A 19896-nucleotide genomic window follows, 5' to 3' on the forward strand; every position below is an offset into this window, starting at 1 on the left:
GCCCGGGGAAGTCAAATGATCGAAGCTGCAATGATCTGGAACGAGCCGAACAACAAATCGCACTGGGATCCTGAGATCGATCCCGAATGGAGCCTGTTTGCGCAAATGGCAATCCTGGCGGCCGATGCTATCGCAGCCAAGAATCCGGAACTGACGAAGGTGCTCGGCGGAATATCTCCGATAGACCCCTTCTTCATCAGCCGCATGAAGAATTACGGTGTGCTCGATCACCTTAATGCCGTCGCGCTGCATGGTTTCCCGCTCGACTGGAACCTCTGGCAGATTCATGACTGGCCGGAGAAAATCAACGAAATACGCGCCGTCACCGATCTGCCGATCTGGGTCAGCGAAGTGGGCGTCTCGACCTTCGGCGCGGAGGAAGTGCAGTTGTGGGGTCTCCAACGAACTGCCGAGTTGCTCAAGGGCAAAGTCGAGCGCTGCCAATGGTACAGCCTCTACGACCTCCCACGATCATGGGAGGCAACAACGCGTCATCGCGAAGCCGAAGGCTCCTCCTACTATCGACACTACTATATGGGCATTTTGCGCGAAGACGGAACGCCGAAACCGGCGCTTGAGGAGTTTGCCAAACACACGCCGGATTTCGGACTGGTGCAATGGTTCCATTTCGAAGATCCGCGGCTGGATGAGGCCGCTGCCTGGATGAGGCGGCTGGGCGTGAAATCTGTGCGTACCGGGCTTTCCTGGGCAGACCGATTCCGGCCCAATGCCCTCGATTGGTTCGACCGACAGATGCGGGCCCTCGAAGATTTTGACGTAACGGTGACATTCTGCTTCACTCCGGAGCATCGAGGTATCGCGCCGCACCATACCAGTGCACCCCTGGTGCCCGAAGAATTCGCCGGCTTCTGCGAAGAAATGGTCGACCGTTACGCGCCGCACAGGGATAGCGGATATGTGTCGCGCGTTGCCAAGTCGGCAGCCCGACTGCTGGGGCTTGAATCACGTGCGTCCCTCGGAGCCGGCTAAACCCAGGCTCTGGGCTATCTTGCCGATCGGTCCCCGGGAATAAGCGACGCCCTGATAGCATGCCAGGGCAGCACGAGCCCACAGAATGTAAAGTCCGGGGCTATGCAGGAAAACGGCGATCGAAAAGACGCGATGACTCCAGAAACTGATCCCATAGCGCATGATGTAGACCGCCATGCGCTGCCGAGACAGGTTCGGGCTGCCGGCACGGACGCGTTTACGCGGGCGCATACCCATGCGAGGCCAGGTCAAGCGGAATGCGAGGCCCTCGCGACGCTGGCGGAATCCGGCGGCCTGGGTGGCGATAACGAAGTCGGAATCCACTGAAGACAGTACGATCCTCTTGTCAGCGATCCCCGCATCTATCGCATCCAGAAGTGCTGTTGAGCGGACGATCATCACGTTCGTTCCTCTTCCATCAGAGGAATAGGGCTCCTTCCAGGCATCCCCGAAAGCGATATCGGCCGTTTCCGCAACGACGTCGTCGCAGAAATTGCAGGCGGAATTCTGAAAAAAGCCCGCGCCCCAGTCCCCATCGGCCAGATGCCACCAGTCTTGGGCGCACGTCTCTCCGTTTTCGAGGGTCAACTCAGCCCGATACCAATTCGCAGGCCGATCCTGGGCTTTCTTCCTGTAGTCGAGCCGTTTAACCCTGCTGATGTCCTGCCCCATCTGCCATGCGAAGCTCTCGGCCATGCGCGCGCTTTTCATATGGCCGCAAAACAGCCCAAGCGTGAAGGCAATTCGCTCCTTCAATATCGGGTCATTGGCACAGGCCAGTCGCACCGCCTTGATGAAACAGGGAATGCCAACCACGGCGTACCGGCCGGGCGCCTCGCGAATGGACTGAAGCACGCCGGAAAGCTCGACGGGATAATATCGGGATTTAGCGCCGGCCTGAAGTTCCTGCAGATTACGTGACAGCGAATAATGAAACAGGCGCCCTTCCGATTGCGGATCATCGCTCGCCTTGACGTGAGCAACACCGTCGACAAGCCCCAGGCGCAGCAATTCCGCCGCCACCCAGGTGACCATGCCGCCGGAACTGCCACTCGAACGATATTCCCCTTCCTCGACATGGCCGACAAAGGCAGCCTCGAAACGGCCCAGCAGAGGGTCTCGGTTTCTCGCACCGGCAAAATATTCGGCTACCAATTCGTCCTCGTCCCGGGCCACCGGCGAAAACGGGCAAATTCGCGCAAATTCTTCATCACGGCCCCGCAACCAAGTCGTCGGGCCTGTCGGCTTCATCTGCCCGTACCGGTCGAGTTCCATGCGCACATCAAGTCGCGCTGACCTTGCGGCACAGGAGCCGCAGCCGATGCAGAAGCCGGCGCCTGCAATATCCTTGGGAGCGATGCCCGGCGTGAGCCGATTCTGTCGAGCGGAGCTATTGCAAGGCATGGCTGAGATAGACGTTGGATGTATCGCGCAGCGAAGATATGCGCTGCGAAATGCCCATAGGAAGTGGGTTACCGAGGATAACATCCAGATGCGAGAGCGTCGTATCTTCGGTCAGCACATGATGTTCGGCTCGGACGAGCCGCGTTAGATCGCGAAGCTTGTTGGAGCGGTAATCGGAGAGCACACATGCAAATGGCTTGTCGTTGACGAGCGAGAACACGCATCCATGAAAGAAGTTCGTTACGACAGCCTTTGCTTTGGAAATGAAGCTGGCGAAGTCCTCCGGGCCGGCATCAATCCATTGTTCGTCGGCCCAATCGTTCCGATAGCCGATGCTGACAAGCGGATGACCCCGGTCTCGTGCCCATCGGCGCACTGCGTCCTGAAACCACACGGGAAAACTGTGCCCGTAGACGGCTATATACGCTGCCACCTCCCCGTCATCCCCGCTCGCCTTCATCGTCTGCGGAAATTGCAGGCACGGGTCGAGAACGAGTTCGGGCTCCAGTCCCAATGTCTCGCGGATGATCCGGTCCGAATGGAGGTCCCGAACCAAATATGAGAGAACTTACGCAGCTTTTCCGCCCAACCCTCCAGCCGCTCCGACGACGCCAGACTTCCAAACGTCGCGGCATAGGAGACAAGACGCCCGCATCGCAGGCCCTCTCCATAAAACAGCGGATACCCGCCATACCAGGGATGGCGAAGGTTCCACACCTCGTCGCTGCCGACGACGATGAGCGAATAGTCGTCCATCGCCGCTGGGTTCTCCAAGGGAAAAGGCGATGAAAGAGGTAGGCTGGCAAACGAGTGAAGGAATTTCCGGATCTTCGCTTTGTAGAGCGGGTAGTCTTCCTTTGGCGTTGCGGCAGGAAGCAGCGGTTGCAGCGCGCATCGCCATTCCGCGCGGTTCACGCGATCGGACACATGTTCCAGAAGAACGGCTTCCACTCCCATGGACGCAAGGCCTTCGGCCAGACAGCGTGCCTGCCAATAGGAGCCGTAATTTATGCAGCGATGAAAGGTAAGAATTCCGGCCTTAGGCATCTGGTCCCTGAAGCAGATCGAATAGATTCCACTAACCGACCAACTCCAGTTCCGTTCCCAACAAACCGCAGCTCGCTCCTGGTTCGGGAGCAGCTTTCTTCAGCATGTCGCAATGAATCAGATAACCCCCAGCTCAGCCGGGGGTTATCAGCAGTTTGCAGGCTGAAGCTTTCACTCCGGCCTTGCTGAAACAGCTTAGTTGACCGACTTGTCGACCAGCTTGTTCTTGCCGATCCAGGGCATCATGCCGCGCAGCTTGGCGCCGACTTCCTCGATCTGATGGCTGTCGTTGTTGCGGCGGATGCCCTTGAAGCGGGCGGCGCCCGACCGGTATTCCTGCATCCACTCGGAGGTGAACTTGCCGGTCTGGATGTCCTTGAGCACGCGCTTCATCTCAGCCTTGGTTTCTTCGGTGATGATGCGCGGACCGGTGACGTATTCGCCCCACTCGGCCGTGTTGGAGATCGAGTAGTTCATGTTGGCGATGCCGCCTTCATAGATCAGGTCGACGATCAGCTTCACTTCATGCAGGCACTCGAAATAGGCCATTTCAGGCGCGTAACCGGCTTCAACCAGCGTTTCGAAACCGGCGCGGATGAGCTCGACGAGACCGCCGCAGAGAACGACCTGTTCGCCGAAGAGGTCGGTTTCACACTCTTCGCGGAAGTTGGTTTCGATGATGCCGGAACGGCCGCCGCCGACGCCGCAGGCGTAGGAGAGAGCGAGTTCAAGAGCGTTGCCGGAGGCGTTCTGATGAACGGCGACGAGGCAGGGAACGCCGCCGCCCTTCTGGTATTCGCCGCGAACCGTGTGGCCCGGGCCCTTCGGGGCGATCATGACGACGTCGACCGAAGCCTTCGGCTCGATCAGGCCGAAGTGAACGTTGAGGCCGTGGGCGAAAGCGATGGCGGCGCCGTCGCGGATGTTCGGCGCGATGTCCGACTTGTAGATGTCGGCCTGCAGTTCGTCCGGCGTTGCCATCATCATCAGGTCGGCCCAGCCGGCGGCTTCTGCGACGGTTATGACCTTGAAGCCATCGGCCTCGGCCTTCTTGACCGTGGGCGAACCGGCCTTCAGCGCGATGGCGAGGTTCTGGGCGCCGCTGTCCTTGAGGTTCAGCGCATGGGCGCGGCCCTGCGAGCCGTAGCCGATGACGGCGACCTTCTTGGCCTTGATGAGGTTGAGATCGGCATCACGATCGTAATAGACGCGCATTTGAAGTTCCTTCCCTTGTGCTTGTCCTGTTGACTGTCATTAAGGCGAAATCAGCCGAGAGCCGGCATCTCCGCCAGAACCTTGTCCGTGCCGTAGAGCCGGAGGAAGGCGGTGACCGCCCTCTCCGCCTGGCGCGCGGTATCCTTGAGGCCGGGTTCGCCGAGCAGCATGCGCACATGCAGGTCGGAAACGACAAGGCCGTAAAGCGTATGATAGGCTTCGTCCGCATCGGAAAACCGCAGCAGCCCTGCCCTCTTTCCGGCGTCGATCAGCGCCATGGCGCGCCGGTCGATCTGGCGGCGGCCGCGTTCGAGCAAAAGCTTGCCGAGTTTCGAGCCGTCGCGGTGCGACTGGCCAATGGCAAGCCGGTTCAGCGCCAGCGAGACGTCGCCGGCGAGCACCTCCAGCAGGTCCCGCGCGAAGATGACGACATGATCGTGCAGGCTCGTCGCCGTCAGCCGTTCGCCGTTGCGCTCGAAGGTGCGCACCTTGCTCGCCTGATAGGCGATCATCGCCGACAAGAGGCCGTCGCGATCGCCGAACCACTTGTAGAGGCTTTCCTTGGAGCAATTGGCGGCGCGCGCAACACCGGAGGTCGTCAGCGCCTTCTCGCCGCCATCAACGAGCAGCCGCAGCGCCTGCTCCAGAACGGCGTTCTGGCGCGACGAAAATTCGTTCGGCTCTGCAGTATCGACGGACACGGTCAAGGCTCCCTATACGTACCGTACGGTACGGTTCGCGAGCTTTATGCGACAATCCGATCGGGCCGTCAAGCAGGTCCAGGCAGATTTTTATACGGGAAAGGCCGGCGCTGCACCAGAATTGGATAGGCGGACACCGGATGCAGATTGCATAATGCCGCGCAAAATCATTTGCCGGGAGTCTTCCATATTGCGTCCATCTGCCGCCCTTCTCCTGACGGGAGCGATGCTCCTGGCAACGACGTCCTTCACCGGCCGCGCCGCCGCGCAGTCGGATAGTGAGGTCTATAACCGCATCGAGGAATTGCACGGCGATGCCGCCGGGTTCGACCGGCCGCTGCGCCAACTCGTCCAGGCGATGCGCGCCGGCGATGCAGAAACCATCGCAGGCCTTGCCGAATATCCGCTGAGCGTAAAGGCAGATGGCGAAACCTATGATGTCGAAAACGCCGAGGATTTCATCGAGAATTTCGACGATCTGGTGACCCAGGAGACCCGCCGCGCTGTCGGCCGCCAGCAGTATGAGGATCTCTTCGTCAGCAGCGAAGGAGTGATGCTCGCAAATGGCGCCGCCTGGATGGGTGCAGTCTGCGACGACAACGCCTGCGAGGAGAGCCATTGGGCGATCATCGCCATCAATAATTAGCCCGCGGCATTTGTCGCACAGCGATGTCAGCCATCGCTGCGAAGCTTGCGCGCCAACGTCTGAAGCTCCTTGAACGCCTGGTAACGCTTGCGGTGGAGATTGGAAATTTCGCCCCCCGATGGCTGAAACCGTGTTTCCGCCCGGGTGAGTTCGCTCATCGCTGCTCGGACATCCGCAAACTGCCGGCCGGCGACGGCTCCGAGAATGGCCGCTCCCAGCAATACCGGCTCCTCGGCCTTCGTCGCCACCACCGGCTTGCCGCTCGCATCGGCGAGCAATTGGCGGACGAAATCGTGCTGGCCGGCCCCGCCGCTGATGACGATGTTCTCGATGGTCACCCCCGCCTCGCCCTGCGTTTCGATGATCTGCCTGAGGCCGTAGCCAATGCCGCAAAGCCCCGCGATATAAAGCGCGACCAGGTTGTCGACATCCCGCTCCATGCCGAGACCGACAATGACCGCGCGGGCATGCGGATCAGCAAAGGGCGCACGGTTGCCGAGGAATTCGGGTACGACGTGCAGCCCGGCCACCAGCTTGACGGCGCCGGAAGAACGCCCCGCCTTGCGGGTGGCCATGTCGGCAAGCAAGACCGGCAGAGCAATACCGGCGCTCTTTGCAAGCTCCTTCGCCTCGCCGGCCGCCGGGTGGAAGGAGAGGAGGTGGTCTATCGCCGCGCCGGCGGCACTCTGGCCGCCTTCGTTCAGCCACAGGCCCGGCACCATCGCCGAATAGTAAGGTCCCCAGACACCGGGCACGAAAGACGGTTCTGCCGTCGACGTCATCGTGCAGGAAGAGGTCCCGAAAACATAAGCAAGATTTGCTTCCGGATCGGCACCGACGGTTCCGACACCGCCGGCATGGGCATCGATCAGCCCGGCTGCTACGGCCGTGCCCGGCGTCAGGCCGAGCTCCTTCGCCGCTGCCGCAGTCAGTCCTTGGCCGAGTGCCGAACCGGGCTCGACAATGACTTTTCCGATGCGGGCAAACCCTTCGTCTGCCAGCACGCCGAGACCGATCTGATGAAAATAACCGCTGTCCCACCGCTTTTCATGAGCGAGATAGGTCCATTTGCAGGTGACTGTACAGGTCGAGCGCGACAGATCGCCAGTCGCCCGCCAGGTAAGGAAATCCGCAAGATCGAAAAACTGCCAGGCAGCATCAAAGACGCCAGGGCGGTTTTCCCTGAGCCAGAGAAGTTTGGGTGTTTCCATTTCGGGCGAAATACGACCGCCGACATAACGCAGCACCTCATGCCCAAACGCATTGATGCGCTCCGCCTGCGAGACGGCGCGATGGTCCATCCAGACGATGATGTCCCGGTCCGGATCTTCCGAAGGCCCGATGGGAAGCGACTTGCCGCCTTCGCCGAGGACGACGAGCGAGCAGGTGGCGTCGAATCCGAGCCCGACCACGGAAGCCGGGTCGACGCCGGCTGCGGCAACCGCCTCTCGCACGGCCGCGCAAACGGCGCTCCAGATTTCGCTGCTCGATTGTTCGACGATGGAACCGGCTTCATGAAACAGGCTGATATTTCGCTTGGCGGAGGCAAGCATGCGGCCGGCCATATCGAACAGGCCGGCTCGAGCGCTGCCGGTGCCGACATCGACGCCGATGACATATTTAGCGCCGGCTTCCGCTGTATGAGATGTGTCGCTCATGGTCTCTCGTTTCAGATCGCCAAGGATCGGGTTGATTAGCGGCTGGGGTCGAATTTCGAAGTCTGTTGTCTGGAAAGAGTCCCGCCTCCAGGGAGGCTGACATTACGCGGTCACGGCGACATGGCAAGGAGGCTGGGCACCGAGCGCGCCCACCGCCCGGGGCGCCTCACAGCCTCCCTCCGACATTTTCCAGAATGGCGGTAAGCTCCCCTGCCCCTTTCGCAACGGCGGTGGCTCCGGCGGCATCGAGCACGGCGCGGCGGCCGGGCCTCGGATCGGCCGGATCGACGAATCCGATGGCCGTCATGCCTGCGGCGATTGCCGCCGTCACACCATGAACGCTGTCGTCGATCATGATGCATCTCGCCGGCCGGGCCCGAAAACGCTCGGCGCAATATAGCAGCAGATCGGGCGCCGGCTTCGGCCGGGAGACGAATTCGGCGCTGAACACGTCTTCGCCGAAGGCGCTCCAGAGATCGAGTTTGCCCAGGCTGTTGCGCAACCGCCGCATCGTGCTGTTCGATGCGACGCATTTAGGGCGGTCGAGACTGTTGACGACCTCGGCGATGCCGGCAATGGGCGTCAGCGAGCGCGCGAATTCCTCGAACAGGTGAAGATGCCATTTCTCGAACAGCGCGGCGACGTCGATGATCCCGTATTCACGCCGGCACATCTCGGCGATGATGCTTTCCGAATTTCCGGTGAATTTGACATGCGCCTCGGCTGCGGTGATCGCAATGCCTGCGCCCTGGAGCGTATCTGCCAGTGTGCGGCTGGCGATCGGCTCGCTGTCGATCAGCACGCCGTCGCAATCGAAGATCACGAGGTCGATGCTGTCCACGGCGCCTGGGATGCCGGGATAATCGATGCGGCTATTGAGCATGTCTCAACCCCGCGCCTGCAAGGCGAGATCCGGACGGTCCGTCGTGATCTGCCGGATCGGTTTGGCAAGCCAATAGTCGAGATCGCTCAGTTCGTTCGGAACCCAGGCGCCGAGGCGGTCCAGCGGCACAATTTGGGTGATCTCGTCCCACTTCGCCTGCAGGAGAGATTTTTCGACGGCGATGATATCCGAGCATCGCTTCATCAGGCTGAGGCCGCTCGCAAGGCCGAGGCGTTCGGCGGACTTGGTGTCGAAGGACGACAAGATGCGAATTCCAGGAGCGACCTTGCGAATATCGGCAAGCACATCGGGATGAAAGCTCGTCAGGATCGAGCGCTCCACAAGACCAAGCCGCTCGACGGCGGCAAATGCCGTGGCGGCGAGCCCCTCGTAAGGCGTCCCATCGGCCTGGGTCTTCAGCTCGATATGAAGCTCGAGGGGCGTGTTCTTGAAGACGGCGAGGACCTCTTCCAGCGCCGGGATCGTTTCCCCAACGCTTTCCTTGAGACGGATTTCGCGATGTTGTCGGGGGCCGAGATCGGCGACCATGCCCTGCGCATCGGTCGTGCGATCGAGCGTCGGATCATGAATGACCAGCATTTCTCCCGATCGTGTCAGGTGGATGTCGAATTCCACGCCATCCACCGGCATTTGCGCAAGTTTACGGAAGCCCGAGAGGCTGTTCTCGGGCCAGAGATTGCGGCCACCGCGGTGGCCGATGATATGCACCATCGTCTGAATATCCTTGAGATTCGGCGTTTACTTCCCGGAGTCCACCAGCCCCTTGGTGAACCAGCGTTGCATGAAGAGAATGACGGCTGCCGGCGGAAGCATGACGAGCAGCGCAGCACTCATCGCAATGTTCCAGGCGGGTGCGGAGTCGGAGACCGGAACGAGTTGCTTCAGCCCGAGCACCGCTGTTCCCATCTCTTTGTCCGTGGTGAAGAGCAGCGGCCACAAATACTGGTTCCAGCCATAGAGGAACAGGATGATCGACAAGGCCGCGATGTTGGCGCTCGACAGCGGAAGAAGGATATCCTTGAAAAATTTCAGCGGACCGGCGCCGTCGAGCTTGGCCGCCTCGCAAAGTTCATCCGGAACTGTCAGGAAGAACTGTCGGAACAGGAATGTTGCGGAGGCGGAGGCAATCAGCGGCAGGATCAGGCCGGCATAGCTGTTGACCATGTTCCATTTCAACGAGGCTTCGATGCTGTATCCTGTCAGCCGTTCCACGACGCCGGAAAGCCCGACGGTCCCGACCAGCCAGCGGATCGGGCCGGCGGCATCGGCGACCGCCTCGTAGGTCGGAATGATGCGGACCTCGACCGGAAGCATCAGCGACACGAAGATGAGCCAGAAGGCCGTCATGCGAAATGGGAAGCGGAAATAGGTCACGCCGAATGCGGCGATCAGCGAGATCGCCAGCTTGCCGATGACGATGCCGGCGGTGACGATGATCGAATTCAGGAACAGCTGGGAGAATTCGCCCTGTTGCCAGGCCGCTGCCAGGTTTTCAAAGAAATGCCTGCCCGGCACCACCGGGAACGGCGCCTGCTGAACCTCCTGCAAGGTGAGCGACCCGGCGACGAAGGCAAAATAAAGAGGCAGGCAGACGAAAACCGCGCCGACGAGCAAGATCGCGTGGCAGAAGATCGACAGACCGAGATGACGTTCGGGCATGACTACACCTGGTAATTGACCTTGCGCTCGAGGGCGCGGAATTGAACGATGGTGAACAGGACGGCGATCAGCATCAAAAGCACCGACTGGGCGGCCGACGCGCCGAGATCCAGTTGCACGAAGCCGTCCTGATAGACCTTGTAGACCAGGCTGTTCGTCGCCCCCGCTGGGCCGCCGCGCGTGACGGCATCGATGATGCCGAAGGTTTCAAACAAGCCGTAGACGAAGTTCATCACCACGAGGAAGAAGATCGTCGGCGAGATCAGCGGAAGCGAAATCGTGAAAAAGCGCCGGACGGGTCTTGCGCCGTCGAGCTTTGCCGCTTCCAGAATCGAGACCGGCACGGCGAGCAATGCGGCGACGAGAAAGATGTAGTCGTAGCAGACATTCTTCCAGACGGAAGCGATGGTCACCAGAAGCTGCGCATCGAAAGGCCGCCGGTTCGGATCCCATTCGAAGCCGAACCCGTGCAGAAGCTGCGCGATCGGCCCCACCGCCGGATTGAACAGGAAGGCCCAGATCACGCCCGATATGACAGGCGCGATCGCATAGGGAAGTAGGATGATGCTCTTGTAGATCCCCCTACCTCTGATCACGAAATCGGTCGCGAAGGCAAAGAGCCCGGCAAGCAGAAGCGTTGCGGCGTTCTGTGCGACGGTGAACCAGAGCGTGAACAGCGCGCTGGCGCGATATTCCGGGCTTGTGAACAGATTGTGGAAATTTTCCAGCCCGACGAAAATCTGCGTGCCGCCGAAGGGATCGACCTGAACGAAAGCCAGCGACAGCGCCTTGTAGGATGGGATGAAAAAGAAGAACAGCAGGATCACCAGTTGCGGCGCAACCAGGCCGAAGGCGAGCCACGGCTTGCTGAAGTGGGCGGACTTCAACCCGGCCTCCGACGGCTGCGCAACCGAGCGGCCCGTCGACAGAAGATCGGGGATACGAAGGCGCCGGGCGGCGCCTTCCATCTTTCCCAGGGTTCTACTTTGCTGCATGAAGCTGCTCATACTGGCGGAGGATCTGGTTTCCGCGGGCCGCCGCGGCATCCAGCGCCTGCTGTGGTGTCTTCTGGCCGGTCCACACACCCTGGATCTCTTCCACCAGAAGCGCCATCGCCTGATTATGATTGCCGAAGCGGAAGCCGCGCGAATTATCGGTCGGGGTGCCGCGCGTGAGCTGGAGAATGGCGATCTCGCGGGTCGGGTGGTCCTTGAAGTAGCCCTCGGACTTGGCCTGCTCATAGGCGGCATTCGTAACCGGGACGTAGCCTGTCTGCTTGCTCCACCAGACCTGCGTCTTCGGCGAGGCGACGAAATTCAGGAAGGCGGCCGCGCCGGCGTATTCTTCCTCGGTCTTGCCTTTGAGAACCCAGAGCGCACCGCCGCCAATGGTGCTGTTTTTCGGCTCGACGCCTTCCTCATGCGGCAGGAACGTTGCGCTCCAATTGAATTTCGCGCCGCTCTCGACGGCGGCATGCGCCGCGGTGGAGGCCACATAGGTCGAGCAGGTTCCAGAGGTGAACAGTTGGTCTGGCGAGAGGCCCTGCCCCGCGATCTGCAGGATGCCGGCGTCCATCCACGTCTTGAGGCGCGTCACCTGACCCACCAGCAAGGGGCTCTTGTTGAAGATGAATTCGGTGTCGAGGCCGCCGAAACCATTCGCCTTGGTGCCGTAAGGCTGATCCTGGATCGCGGCATAGTTCTCGATCAGGCTCCAGTAGAAGTCGTTCGCAAGCGCCATCTGGCATTTTGAAACGCCTTTGTCCTTGATGGCGCGCAGCTGCTTGTCGAGCTCCTGCCAGGTCTCGCCCGGCTTGTCGAACCCGGCTGCCTTGAAGTGATCGGCATTGTACCAGAAGATCGGCGTCGAGCTGTTGAAGGGCATTGCCGCCGGCTTGCCGTCGACGAGATAAAAACCGGCGACCGGAGCGACGAAATCGTTCCAGTCGATCTTGTAGTCTTCCTTCTCCATCAGCTCCGGCACCGGAATGATCGCGCCGGAATTGTACATGGTCAGAAAGCCGCGCTCGGCCGCCTGGATCAGCACCGGTTGCTGATGGACGCGGTAGGCTGCCACCATTGCCGCCATGGTCTCTTCATAATTGCCTTTGCCGATGCCGACGACCTCGTATTTGTCCTGCGAGGCGTTGAAGTCCTTAATCAACTGATTGGTGATTTCAGCCAGGCGGCCGCCTGCCGCATTCCACCATTCGATCTTGACGCGATCGGCTGCGCTGGCGTCGCCCGCATTTGCCAATCCGAGCGTCATCAGTGCAGCGCCCGCCGCGAATGACCGGATCGTCAGCCCCATGCGGGACCTTATCGAAGACATTGCCGTCATTTGGTTTTCCTCTCCATTGCCTTGTTCGCCGACCGGGCGTCGAGCGTCGGTCAACCCCTCCCAGAGTGGCGATAAAACAAGGTTGGGGTCACTTGTTACAAATGTCAATAGCATGTTACAAATGTATGACGATCCAGGAGGAAGGATGCCATGGCCGCTATCGAACTGATCGACCTGAGGAAGAATTACGGACCGGTTCCCGCGGTAAAAGGGATCAATCTGACCGTCGCGGACGGCGAAATGATCGTATTGGTCGGGCCATCAGGATGTGGGAAATCGACCTTGCTGCGGATGATCGCGGGGCTCGAAGCCATAAGCTCCGGGCACCTCAGGATATCAGGCAACGACGTTGGCCGTGTCGATCCGGCCGACCGCAACATTGCGATGGTCTTCCAGAACTACGCGCTCTATCCTCATATGACCGTTCGGCAGAATCTCGAATATGGACTCAAGAACCGCCGCGTTCCTCGCCACGAGATCGACCGGCGGATCGCTGACGCCGCCGACATTCTGGAAATCGGCGAATTCCTCGAGCGCCGCCCTCGTCAGCTCTCAGGCGGACAGCGCCAACGCGTTGCCATGGGCCGCGCCATCGTCCGCGATCCAGCCGCCTTCCTCTTTGACGAACCGTTGTCCAATCTGGATGCGAAGCTTCGCGTGCAAATGCGCGTCGAAATCCGCAGGTTGCAGCGGCAGCTCGAGACGACCAGCCTCTATGTGACGCACGACCAACTCGAGGCGATGACCCTCGCCGACAGGCTCGTCGTCATGAACGGCGGCCGAATCGAGCAGATCGGGACACCGATCGAGGTGTATCGCCGTCCCGAAACCGTCTTCGTTGCCGGCTTCATCGGTTCGCCGCCGATGAATCTGATCGAACTGGATGAACTCGGCCTCAGCGACATCGCGCTTCCGAAAGACACCGATCTCGTCGGCGTCAGACCTGGTTCGATCAACCTCGGGGTCGGATCGGCGCATGATCTCCGGTTCGACGCCTATGTCGAATTGATCGAAACCGTTGGCGATGAGAACAACGTGCATCTGCGCATCGACGACAGCCGGAAGCACATCGTCGCGAGCGTGCCTAGCGATCGGCGTCTGCAGGAACACGACCGCATTTCGTGCCATGTACGCATGGAAGGTTTGCATCCCTTCAGCAAGTCGACCGGCCGGCGAACCGACTGACCGCGGTGAAGCGGCCGACGACGGGCCCCTGCGATTGACAAGCGCCGGGGATTTGAGATCCATGGCGTCGAACGGAGGCGCAGATTATTGCATGTCACAGAACAGAAGTGCTTCTTCCGCGCCCGTTGCGCTGCCGGACGAGCAGATGCAGGTGCGCGTCGTCTGGCTCTATTACATGGAGGGACGCACCCAGGGTGAAATCGCCGAAGCGCTTTCGACCAACAGGCTTCGCGTCAACAAGATCATCGCCGAGGCGCGCCGATCCGGCCTTGTGACGATCACCCTCAATTCCCGGCTGACCTCCTGTATCGCCCTGGAGCAGCAGCTGGCGGCAGAATTCAACCTCAATCGGGCAATTATCGTACCGACGCCGGAGGATGCGGAACTGATCCCCGTCCTGCTCGGCCAGGCGGCCGCCGATTATCTCGTCCAGTTGCTGAACGGCGGCAATATCCGCGGCGTTGGCGTCGGGTGGGGAGCGACGCTCCGCGAGATGGTGCGTCATATGCCCTCCCTCAAACGGCCTGATATCTGCGTCAATTCGGTCATGGGCGGGCTGACGCACGGCATCGAAATCAATACCTTTGACATTGCGAGCGACCTTGCTCGCCAGCTCAATGCCGAATGCTCCTATCTTGCTGCGCCGATCTACGCCGGCAGCCCGGAATCGCGGACGGCAATCATCCAACAGGATGTTTTTGAATCGGCCTTTCGACAGATCGAGACCAATGACGTCATCGTGCTCAGCATCGGCGACATGACCGAGCGTTCGCTGCTGATGCGCTACGGCTTGCCGCGCAACATCAACATTGAGGAATTGCTCGCAGCCGGTGCCTGTGGTGACGTGCTCGGCCAGTTCGTCGATAAGATCGGGCGGCCGATCGACCATGCGATAAACAGGTGCGCGATCGCTCCCGAGTTGGAAGCTCTGCGCTCCATTCCCAATGTCGTCTTCGCGTCAGGCGGCTGGAACAAGGCGCAGGCTATCGCAGCCGTGCTGCTGTCCGGCCTCGGCAACGTGTTGATTTGCGATGAAGACACTGCACGACAGGCACAACAGCTTGCTGGCGAGCTCAGGACGAGCGGCAGTTCGTAGAGCCGGACATGCACGGCATCGGCAGCTAAGTCTAAGACGCCCTGGCGCAACCGGCCGGGAGCGAGAGAGGCTCCGCCGGCGTTACCTTGTCGATCGCATAAAGCTTGGCGAAACCGGCATCCTCGATAAGCGTCAGCCCCGCCGGCATTGAGTTGCCGACGTAGCGGTCAGGGATATCGGCATTGGCGACGAGGATGAAATCGAAACGCCTGCGCCAATCCGAAAGATAGGGCGTAAAGCCCTCATACTCCCGCATCATTGCCGGGCATGAAAGTACGCCGATCGACACCAGATTGCCCTCGGGAACCGCGATATGAGACCATGGCGGCAGGACGGAAAGCGGCTGCTTGCCTTTTGCCGTGAAGAGCGTCGGCACGAAAGCATGCGAGAACGGCACGGCGAGCGTCGGCAGATGCCGGAAGGTATCCAATCCCCAGGCGAAGTGCCGATTGGAATGGGCAAGGCTGCTGGCGGTCTCCGGTTCATGCCCCAGGGGCAGCACGGCCGCGCCGGCAGGCATCTTTCTCAGCGCAGTCTCGACAGCCGCGACATCTTTCTGCGCCAGCCACCAATTCCAGCCGATCCAGGCGGCTCGGCCGAAGACCGCAAGGTTGATGATCAGCGCCAGCGACAGCGCCTGCCGGCGCGTCAAATTGGCAAACGGGCACACCATCGCCATGGCCACGAGTGCTGTCATGATCGGAAAGCGCCAGCTGATCCAGCCGGTGCCGAGAGCGTGTCGCGGCGAAATACAGGAAAGAAGCAACAATCCGCAGGCGGTGACCGCGAGCCCTGCATGCACCTGAATGTCGCCCGTCCGTGCGGCCCGCGTGCAGATGAGGATCAGTGGCAGAAGCAGCACGACGTCAACCAACGGAAGATAAGTCGTGATGGCGGAGACAATGTTTATCAGGATCAGGATGACGCCATCGTTCCAGGCAAGTCCAAGGCCGCTCCCGCCGGCATCCGGTAAAGCAGCAGTACGGAGGTACAAAGCGAGCGGCGGTAGGGCGCAGACACTGACCACGAGCGCCAAGCGGCCGGCAAGCCTTGCCAACCCCACCCTCGATCGCAATATGTCGATGCGCCAGGAAAATTCGAGGCCGCAGACGATGGCGATATAGAACCCGAGCGAGAAGATGTGCATCACTGTCAGCAGCAATGCGGCGGCGAGGCGCCAGGCAAAAATCCAGACCGGATTTCCGCCCTGCAGCCGCAGATCGATGCACGAGAAGAACAAGGCCATGCCGAGGCCGATCTGAAAATTGATGAAGCCGCCGATCATCGTGGCGCACCAGCTAAACGAGAGCATGGCGATCTGCCAGTAGTGCCGGCCGCCGAACAGCGCGCGGTGCAGCCCGATCGCACCAAGCGGCGGCAACACGATCGCCAGAAAAAGCAATGCCCGCGCCAGCCTGTCGGCGCCGACGAGCGGCCCCAGCCAGACGGCGACAAGATCGATTCCGACATTGGTGAAGGTGCGGTTCCAATCGATCGCATAGATCTCAGGGAACGGCTGTTCGCCGATGCCGCCCGAAAGCAGCCAGATCCGGGCGTAGTGATTGGCGTAGTCGAGAACCGGCGGGAAGTGAAACAGGCCGACCAATGCAGCCGCAAGCGTGACGAACACGGCGATCGCTATGGTGGAGTCTTGCCGGGCGATCAAATCCTCCGGCCCGGCCGCGGCATGAATAGGCGCAGCAATTCGATTCATTATTTGGTCCGGTTGCTCCTTTGCGGCCGCGGCGGCTCTGTCGGCGCGAAGGCCGAATCCAGCGCCGCGCGCCGGTCGCCGGCGCTCATTTCCGAAAAAGCCGTCGGCAGTTCGGCATGGTAGCTGCCCCGCAGGATCGTCTCGACGATGAACATCGGCCGCCGCTTGCTCTCCTGGACGAGACGACCAAGATACTCGCCGATGATGCCGATGCAGATCAGCTGGATGGCGCTGAATACGCTGACGGCGGCCATGATCGACGACCAGCCGGTGACGGTCTCGCCCTGCAGCCAGCGAACAAGGGTATAGACGAGCAGCGCCACCGCCACACCGGCGCTGATCATGCCGAGCCATGTGGCGATGCGCAGCGGCGTCGTTGAAAAGCTGGTGATCGCATCGAGCGCGAAATTGATCATCTTGCGCAGTGGATATTTCGTAGTGCCGGCAAAACGGGCGTCCCGCTCGTAAGGCAGAGCCACCTGCCGGCCGCCGATCCAGCTGACCATGCCGCGGATGAAACGATCGCGCTCCGGCATCGCCAGCAGGATATCGACGACGCGCCGGCGCATCAGCCGGAAATCGCCGGTGTCACGCGGAATGGTCACGGAAGCGAGTCTCGAGAGCGTGCGATAGAAGAGCGACGCGGAGGCGAGCTTGAACCAGGTTTCGCCCTCGCGACGCGTGCGCTGGCCGTAAACGACATCGGCGCCGCGCTCCATGATCGGCATCATCATCAACAGCAGTTCGGGCGGGTCCTGAAGATCGGCGTCGATCAAAAGCACGCGCTCGCCCCGCGACGCCGAAAGGCCGGCCGTCGATGCCAGCTGATGGCCGTGATTGCGCAGGAGACGGACGCCGAGCACCTGCGGCACTTTTGCCGCCAGATCCGAAATGATCTCCCAGGTGCCGTCCGACGAGCCGTCATCGACCAAAATGAGCTCGAAGGCGTCGCCGGCGACGCTCTGCGCAGCGGCGGCGGCGCGGCGGCAGAATTCGCGCAGGCCGTCTTCCTCGTTATGACAAGGCGCGACGATGGAAAGTAACGGTGCTTGCGTCATGCGGACGGCGGTGCCTGCTTGTTTGATGGCGCCAGCCTAGCCGGGAAAGGTCAAACATCCTTTAATGGCTGGCCGGCAGCCGCGCCGACGCCCCTCAGCGCTATTCCGCCGCGATGATCTCGCGCACGCCGTCGACATCGCGGGCCGGCGACGCGCCATAGAGGCGGCTATATTCGCGGCTGAATTGCGACGGGCTCTGATAACCGACGCGGTGGCCAGCCGTGCCCGCGTCGAGCCGCTCGACGAGCATCAGCCGGCGCGCCTCGTGCAGACGAAGCTGCTTCTGATACTGGACGGGCGTCATCGCCGTCACCGACTTGAAATGGTGATGGAAGGACGACACGCTCATATTGACGCGCTCGGCAAGGTCTTCGATGCGCAGCGGCCGCGCGAAATTCTCTTTCAGCCAGGCAACGGCGCGCGCAATCCGGTTGCTGTGGCTGTCTGCCGTGGCGATGTTGATCAGCCGCGCGCCGTGCGGCCCGGTCAGCACCCGGTAAAGGATTTCCTGCTCGATCAGCGGCGCCATGGCCGGAATGTCACCTGGACGATCGAGCAAGCGCAGCAGGCGGACGGCGGCATCCATCAGCTCCGGCGGCGCGACGTTCACCACCATCCCGCGCTGCCCATCGGTATGGGCGGCCGGGCGCGGAACGTCGATGCGGCTGAGCAACTCCAGCAGCTTCTCGGAATCGATTGCCAGCCCAAGACAGAGATGCGGCACCTCGGGGCTCGCCTCCGTGACCCGCCAAGCGACCGGCAGGTCGAGCGAGGTCAGGAGATAATCGCCGGTCCCGTAGCTGATCTGCTCCGTCCCAAGCTGCAGGCTCTTGGCGCCCTGCAGCACGAAGGCGAAACAGGGCCGATAACTGCTGTGCAAGGGATCGCTCGGCTTGGACCGGCGACTGACATGAAGATTGCCGATGGCAGTCGAGAACTCGCCGTCGCTGGGCGCAAAGCGCATCGCGATGTCGACGATTTCCTGATAGGGGCTGAAGGGCAAAGTCATGCGGCAACTCTTTCTGTCAACTGTCTGAGCCGGCGATACCGTCTCTATCTAGAGTGCCACGGCCGTTTCGCAAACAGATAGGCGCCTCACTTTTGCAGGATCGTGCAAAAAGCTGAGAGGATCGCTCTAACCCTCTCCCGTCGTTCCGGGCAATAGTCCGCCATCCCATTCAACCCCTCCCAAAACGAAAAGGAAGGTTCCCATGCCGATTGCAAGAGGCTACGCCGCCACCGACGCTTCCAAGCCGCTGACTCCTTTCACCTTCGAGCGCCGCGACCCCAGACCAGATGATGTCGTCATCGACATCAAGTTTGCCGGTATCTGTCATTCAGACATCCACACCGTCCGCAACGAATGGAAGAACGCCGTCTATCCGATCGTGCCCGGCCATGAGATCGCCGGCATCGTCACGGCCGTCGGCTCCGCTGTCACCAAGTTCAAGGTCGGCGACCGCGTCGGCGTCGGCTGCTTCGTCGATTCCTGCATCGGCTGCGCCGAGCGCGACCTCGATCGCGAACAGTACATGCCGGGTCTCAGCGGCACCTACAATGACTTCGAAGCCGACGGCAAGACGCGCACCCAAGGCGGTTACTCCGACTCGATCGTCGTCAAGGAGGGCTATGTCATGTCCATCCCCGACAACCTGCCGCTCGACGCCTCCGCGCCGCTGCTCTGCGCCGGCATCACCCTCTATTCGCCGCTGCGCCACTGGAATGCCGGCCCCGGCAAGAAGGTCGCGATCGTCGGCATGGGCGGCCTCGGCCATATGGGCGTAAAACTGGGTTCGGCCATGGGCGCCGATATCACCGTTCTCTCCCAGAGCCTTTCCAAGAAGGAAGACGGGCTGAAGCTCGGCGCCAAGGAATATTACGCCACCAACGACCCGGAAACCTTCAAGAAGCTTGCCGGCACGTTCGATCTGATCATCTGCACCGTCAGCGCCGAGATCGACTGGAACGCCTATCTCGGCCTTCTCAAGGTGGACGGCTCCTTCGTGGTCGTCGGGGCGCCGGAGAATCCGATCCCGGTGCATGCCTTCTCGATTATCCCCGGCCGCAAGAGTATCTCCGGCTCGATGATCGGCTCGATCAAGGAGACCCAGGAAATGCTGGATTTCTGCGGCAAGCACAACATCGTCTCCGAGATCGAGAAGATCGACATCGACCAGGTCAACGAAGCCTATGAACGCGTCCTGAAGAGCGACGTCCGCTACCGCTTCGTCATCGACATCGCCTCGCTGGCGGCCTGAAGATAGGGGGAGGCGGCTGCT

The 19896-nt window shown here is 61.1% G+C and carries 17 protein-coding genes and 1 pseudogene; 5 read left to right on the forward strand and 13 right to left on the reverse strand.

Annotation, left to right across the window (positions count from 1 at the left end):
- The first annotated feature begins 15 nt into the window (after window positions 1-15).
- On the forward strand, window positions 16-990 hold the full coding sequence (locus HJC00_RS10280; protein ID WP_221163984.1) for a beta-xylosidase: 975 nt from the start codon (window positions 16-18) through the stop codon (window positions 988-990).
- Here HJC00_RS10280 and HJC00_RS10285 read toward each other — a convergent pair.
- The 4 genes and pseudogenes from HJC00_RS10285 to HJC00_RS10300 all read right to left on the reverse strand — a co-directional run bounded on the left by HJC00_RS10285 (window position 964) and on the right by HJC00_RS10300 (window position 5357).
- Window positions 964-2265: a Coenzyme F420 hydrogenase/dehydrogenase, beta subunit C-terminal domain gene (locus tag HJC00_RS10285; RefSeq protein WP_221163985.1), complete on the reverse strand. Its 1302-nt coding sequence runs from the start codon at window positions 2263-2265 to the stop codon at window positions 964-966. The genes HJC00_RS10280 and HJC00_RS10285 overlap by 27 nt on opposite strands.
- 115 nt (window positions 2266-2380) lie before the next feature.
- Window positions 2381-3441 (reverse strand): annotated as a pseudogene (locus HJC00_RS32990) (polysaccharide pyruvyl transferase family protein).
- 195 nt (window positions 3442-3636) lie between these two features.
- Entirely contained in the window at window positions 3637-4656 is a 1020-nt protein-coding gene (gene ilvC, locus HJC00_RS10295; protein WP_221163986.1) for a ketol-acid reductoisomerase, read from the reverse strand.
- A gap of 50 nt (window positions 4657-4706) precedes the next feature.
- Window positions 4707-5357: a TetR/AcrR family transcriptional regulator C-terminal domain-containing protein gene (locus HJC00_RS10300; protein WP_210630733.1), complete on the reverse strand. Its 651-nt coding sequence runs from the start codon at window positions 5355-5357 to the stop codon at window positions 4707-4709.
- Between the two features lie 154 nt (window positions 5358-5511).
- Between HJC00_RS10300 and HJC00_RS10305 the strand changes: the two genes are divergently transcribed.
- Window positions 5512-6003 carry a hypothetical protein gene (locus HJC00_RS10305; RefSeq protein ID WP_221163987.1) on the forward strand — a complete coding sequence of 164 codons (492 nt, stop codon included), beginning with the start codon at window positions 5512-5514 and terminating at the stop codon, window positions 6001-6003.
- Between the two features lie 26 nt (window positions 6004-6029).
- Here HJC00_RS10305 and HJC00_RS10310 read toward each other — a convergent pair whose 3' ends face one another.
- From HJC00_RS10310 to HJC00_RS10335, 6 genes are all read right to left on the reverse strand, one after another.
- On the reverse strand, window positions 6030-7661 hold the full coding sequence (locus HJC00_RS10310; RefSeq protein ID WP_221145469.1) for an FGGY-family carbohydrate kinase: 1632 nt from the start codon (window positions 7659-7661) through the stop codon (window positions 6030-6032).
- 166 nt (window positions 7662-7827) lie between these two features.
- A complete protein-coding gene (locus tag HJC00_RS10315; protein ID WP_221163988.1) occupies window positions 7828-8544 on the reverse strand; it encodes an HAD family phosphatase in 717 nt (238 codons plus the stop codon).
- A 3-nt stretch (window positions 8545-8547) separates the two neighbouring features.
- Complete coding sequence (locus HJC00_RS10320; protein WP_210630726.1) at window positions 8548-9276, reverse strand: glycerophosphodiester phosphodiesterase family protein; 729 nt, start codon at window positions 9274-9276, stop codon at window positions 8548-8550.
- A 27-nt stretch (window positions 9277-9303) separates the two neighbouring features.
- Window positions 9304-10224 (reverse strand): ABC transporter permease subunit, encoded by a 921-nt coding sequence (locus HJC00_RS10325; RefSeq protein WP_210630724.1) that lies wholly within the window; start codon window positions 10222-10224, stop codon window positions 9304-9306.
- Window positions 10225-10226: 2 nt separating this feature from the next.
- Window positions 10227-11192, reverse strand: coding sequence for an ABC transporter permease subunit (locus tag HJC00_RS10330; protein WP_221164031.1), 966 nt, complete (start codon window positions 11190-11192; stop codon window positions 10227-10229).
- Window positions 11193-11205: 13 nt separating this feature from the next.
- The gene (locus HJC00_RS10335) at window positions 11206-12564 is read right to left on the reverse strand and encodes an extracellular solute-binding protein (protein WP_210630722.1); all 1359 of its coding nucleotides are present in this window, start codon (window positions 12562-12564) and stop codon (window positions 11206-11208) included.
- A gap of 150 nt (window positions 12565-12714) precedes the next feature.
- Between HJC00_RS10335 and ugpC the strand changes: the two genes are divergently transcribed.
- Entirely contained in the window at window positions 12715-13749 is a 1035-nt protein-coding gene (gene ugpC / locus HJC00_RS10340; protein WP_210630721.1) for a sn-glycerol-3-phosphate ABC transporter ATP-binding protein UgpC, read from the forward strand.
- Between the two features lie 91 nt (window positions 13750-13840).
- Complete coding sequence (locus HJC00_RS10345) at window positions 13841-14845, forward strand: sugar-binding transcriptional regulator (RefSeq protein WP_210630719.1); 1005 nt, start codon at window positions 13841-13843, stop codon at window positions 14843-14845.
- 31 nt (window positions 14846-14876) lie between these two features.
- Here the strand turns inward: HJC00_RS10345 and HJC00_RS10350 are convergent, their stop codons facing one another.
- From HJC00_RS10350 to HJC00_RS10360, 3 genes are all read right to left on the reverse strand, one after another.
- The gene (locus tag HJC00_RS10350; RefSeq protein ID WP_221163989.1) at window positions 14877-16559 is read right to left on the reverse strand and encodes a hypothetical protein; all 1683 of its coding nucleotides are present in this window, start codon (window positions 16557-16559) and stop codon (window positions 14877-14879) included.
- Entirely contained in the window at window positions 16559-17617 is a 1059-nt protein-coding gene (locus HJC00_RS10355) for a glycosyltransferase family 2 protein (RefSeq protein ID WP_210630715.1), read from the reverse strand. The genes HJC00_RS10350 and HJC00_RS10355 overlap by 1 nt, the downstream gene beginning before the upstream one ends.
- Window positions 17618-17717: 100 nt before the next feature.
- Complete coding sequence (locus HJC00_RS10360; RefSeq protein WP_210630714.1) at window positions 17718-18626, reverse strand: AraC family transcriptional regulator; 909 nt, start codon at window positions 18624-18626, stop codon at window positions 17718-17720.
- A gap of 202 nt (window positions 18627-18828) precedes the next feature.
- Here HJC00_RS10360 and HJC00_RS10365 point away from each other — a divergent pair, with 202 nt between their 5' ends.
- Window positions 18829-19875: an NAD(P)-dependent alcohol dehydrogenase gene (locus tag HJC00_RS10365; RefSeq protein ID WP_221145476.1), complete on the forward strand. Its 1047-nt coding sequence runs from the start codon at window positions 18829-18831 to the stop codon at window positions 19873-19875.
- Window positions 19876-19896: the final 21 nt, after the last annotated feature.

Source organism: Rhizobium sp. NLR22b (assembly GCF_019685295.1).
GTDB lineage: Bacteria > Pseudomonadota > Alphaproteobacteria > Rhizobiales > Rhizobiaceae > Rhizobium.

What these genes read in the sequence shown, in the direction of transcription:
- HJC00_RS10330 (WP_221164031.1), bottom strand. Translation starts at nt 11,192, where the DNA reads ATGGAAGGCGCCGCCCGGCGCCTTCGTATCCCCGATCTTCTGTCGACG.
- HJC00_RS10285 (WP_221163985.1), bottom strand. Translation starts at nt 2,265, where the DNA reads ATGGAACTCGACCGGTACGGGCAGATGAAGCCGACAGGCCCGACGACT.
- HJC00_RS10350 (WP_221163989.1), bottom strand. Translation starts at nt 16,559, where the DNA reads ATGAATCGAATTGCTGCGCCTATTCATGCCGCGGCCGGGCCGGAGGAT.
- ugpC (WP_210630721.1), top strand. Translation starts at nt 12,715, where the DNA reads ATGGCCGCTATCGAACTGATCGACCTGAGGAAGAATTACGGACCGGTT.
- HJC00_RS10280 (WP_221163984.1), top strand. Translation starts at nt 16, where the DNA reads ATGATCGAAGCTGCAATGATCTGGAACGAGCCGAACAACAAATCGCAC.
- HJC00_RS10355 (WP_210630715.1), bottom strand. Translation starts at nt 17,617, where the DNA reads ATGACGCAAGCACCGTTACTTTCCATCGTCGCGCCTTGTCATAACGAG.
- HJC00_RS10360 (WP_210630714.1), bottom strand. Translation starts at nt 18,626, where the DNA reads ATGACTTTGCCCTTCAGCCCCTATCAGGAAATCGTCGACATCGCGATG.
- HJC00_RS10345 (WP_210630719.1), top strand. Translation starts at nt 13,841, where the DNA reads ATGTCACAGAACAGAAGTGCTTCTTCCGCGCCCGTTGCGCTGCCGGAC.
- HJC00_RS10315 (WP_221163988.1), bottom strand. Translation starts at nt 8,544, where the DNA reads ATGCTCAATAGCCGCATCGATTATCCCGGCATCCCAGGCGCCGTGGAC.
- HJC00_RS10335 (WP_210630722.1), bottom strand. Translation starts at nt 12,564, where the DNA reads ATGACGGCAATGTCTTCGATAAGGTCCCGCATGGGGCTGACGATCCGG.
- HJC00_RS10325 (WP_210630724.1), bottom strand. Translation starts at nt 10,224, where the DNA reads ATGCCCGAACGTCATCTCGGTCTGTCGATCTTCTGCCACGCGATCTTG.
- HJC00_RS10310 (WP_221145469.1), bottom strand. Translation starts at nt 7,661, where the DNA reads ATGAGCGACACATCTCATACAGCGGAAGCCGGCGCTAAATATGTCATC.
- ilvC (WP_221163986.1), bottom strand. Translation starts at nt 4,656, where the DNA reads ATGCGCGTCTATTACGATCGTGATGCCGATCTCAACCTCATCAAGGCC.
- HJC00_RS10305 (WP_221163987.1), top strand. Translation starts at nt 5,512, where the DNA reads ATGCCGCGCAAAATCATTTGCCGGGAGTCTTCCATATTGCGTCCATCT.
- HJC00_RS10320 (WP_210630726.1), bottom strand. Translation starts at nt 9,276, where the DNA reads ATGGTGCATATCATCGGCCACCGCGGTGGCCGCAATCTCTGGCCCGAG.
- HJC00_RS10365 (WP_221145476.1), top strand. Translation starts at nt 18,829, where the DNA reads ATGCCGATTGCAAGAGGCTACGCCGCCACCGACGCTTCCAAGCCGCTG.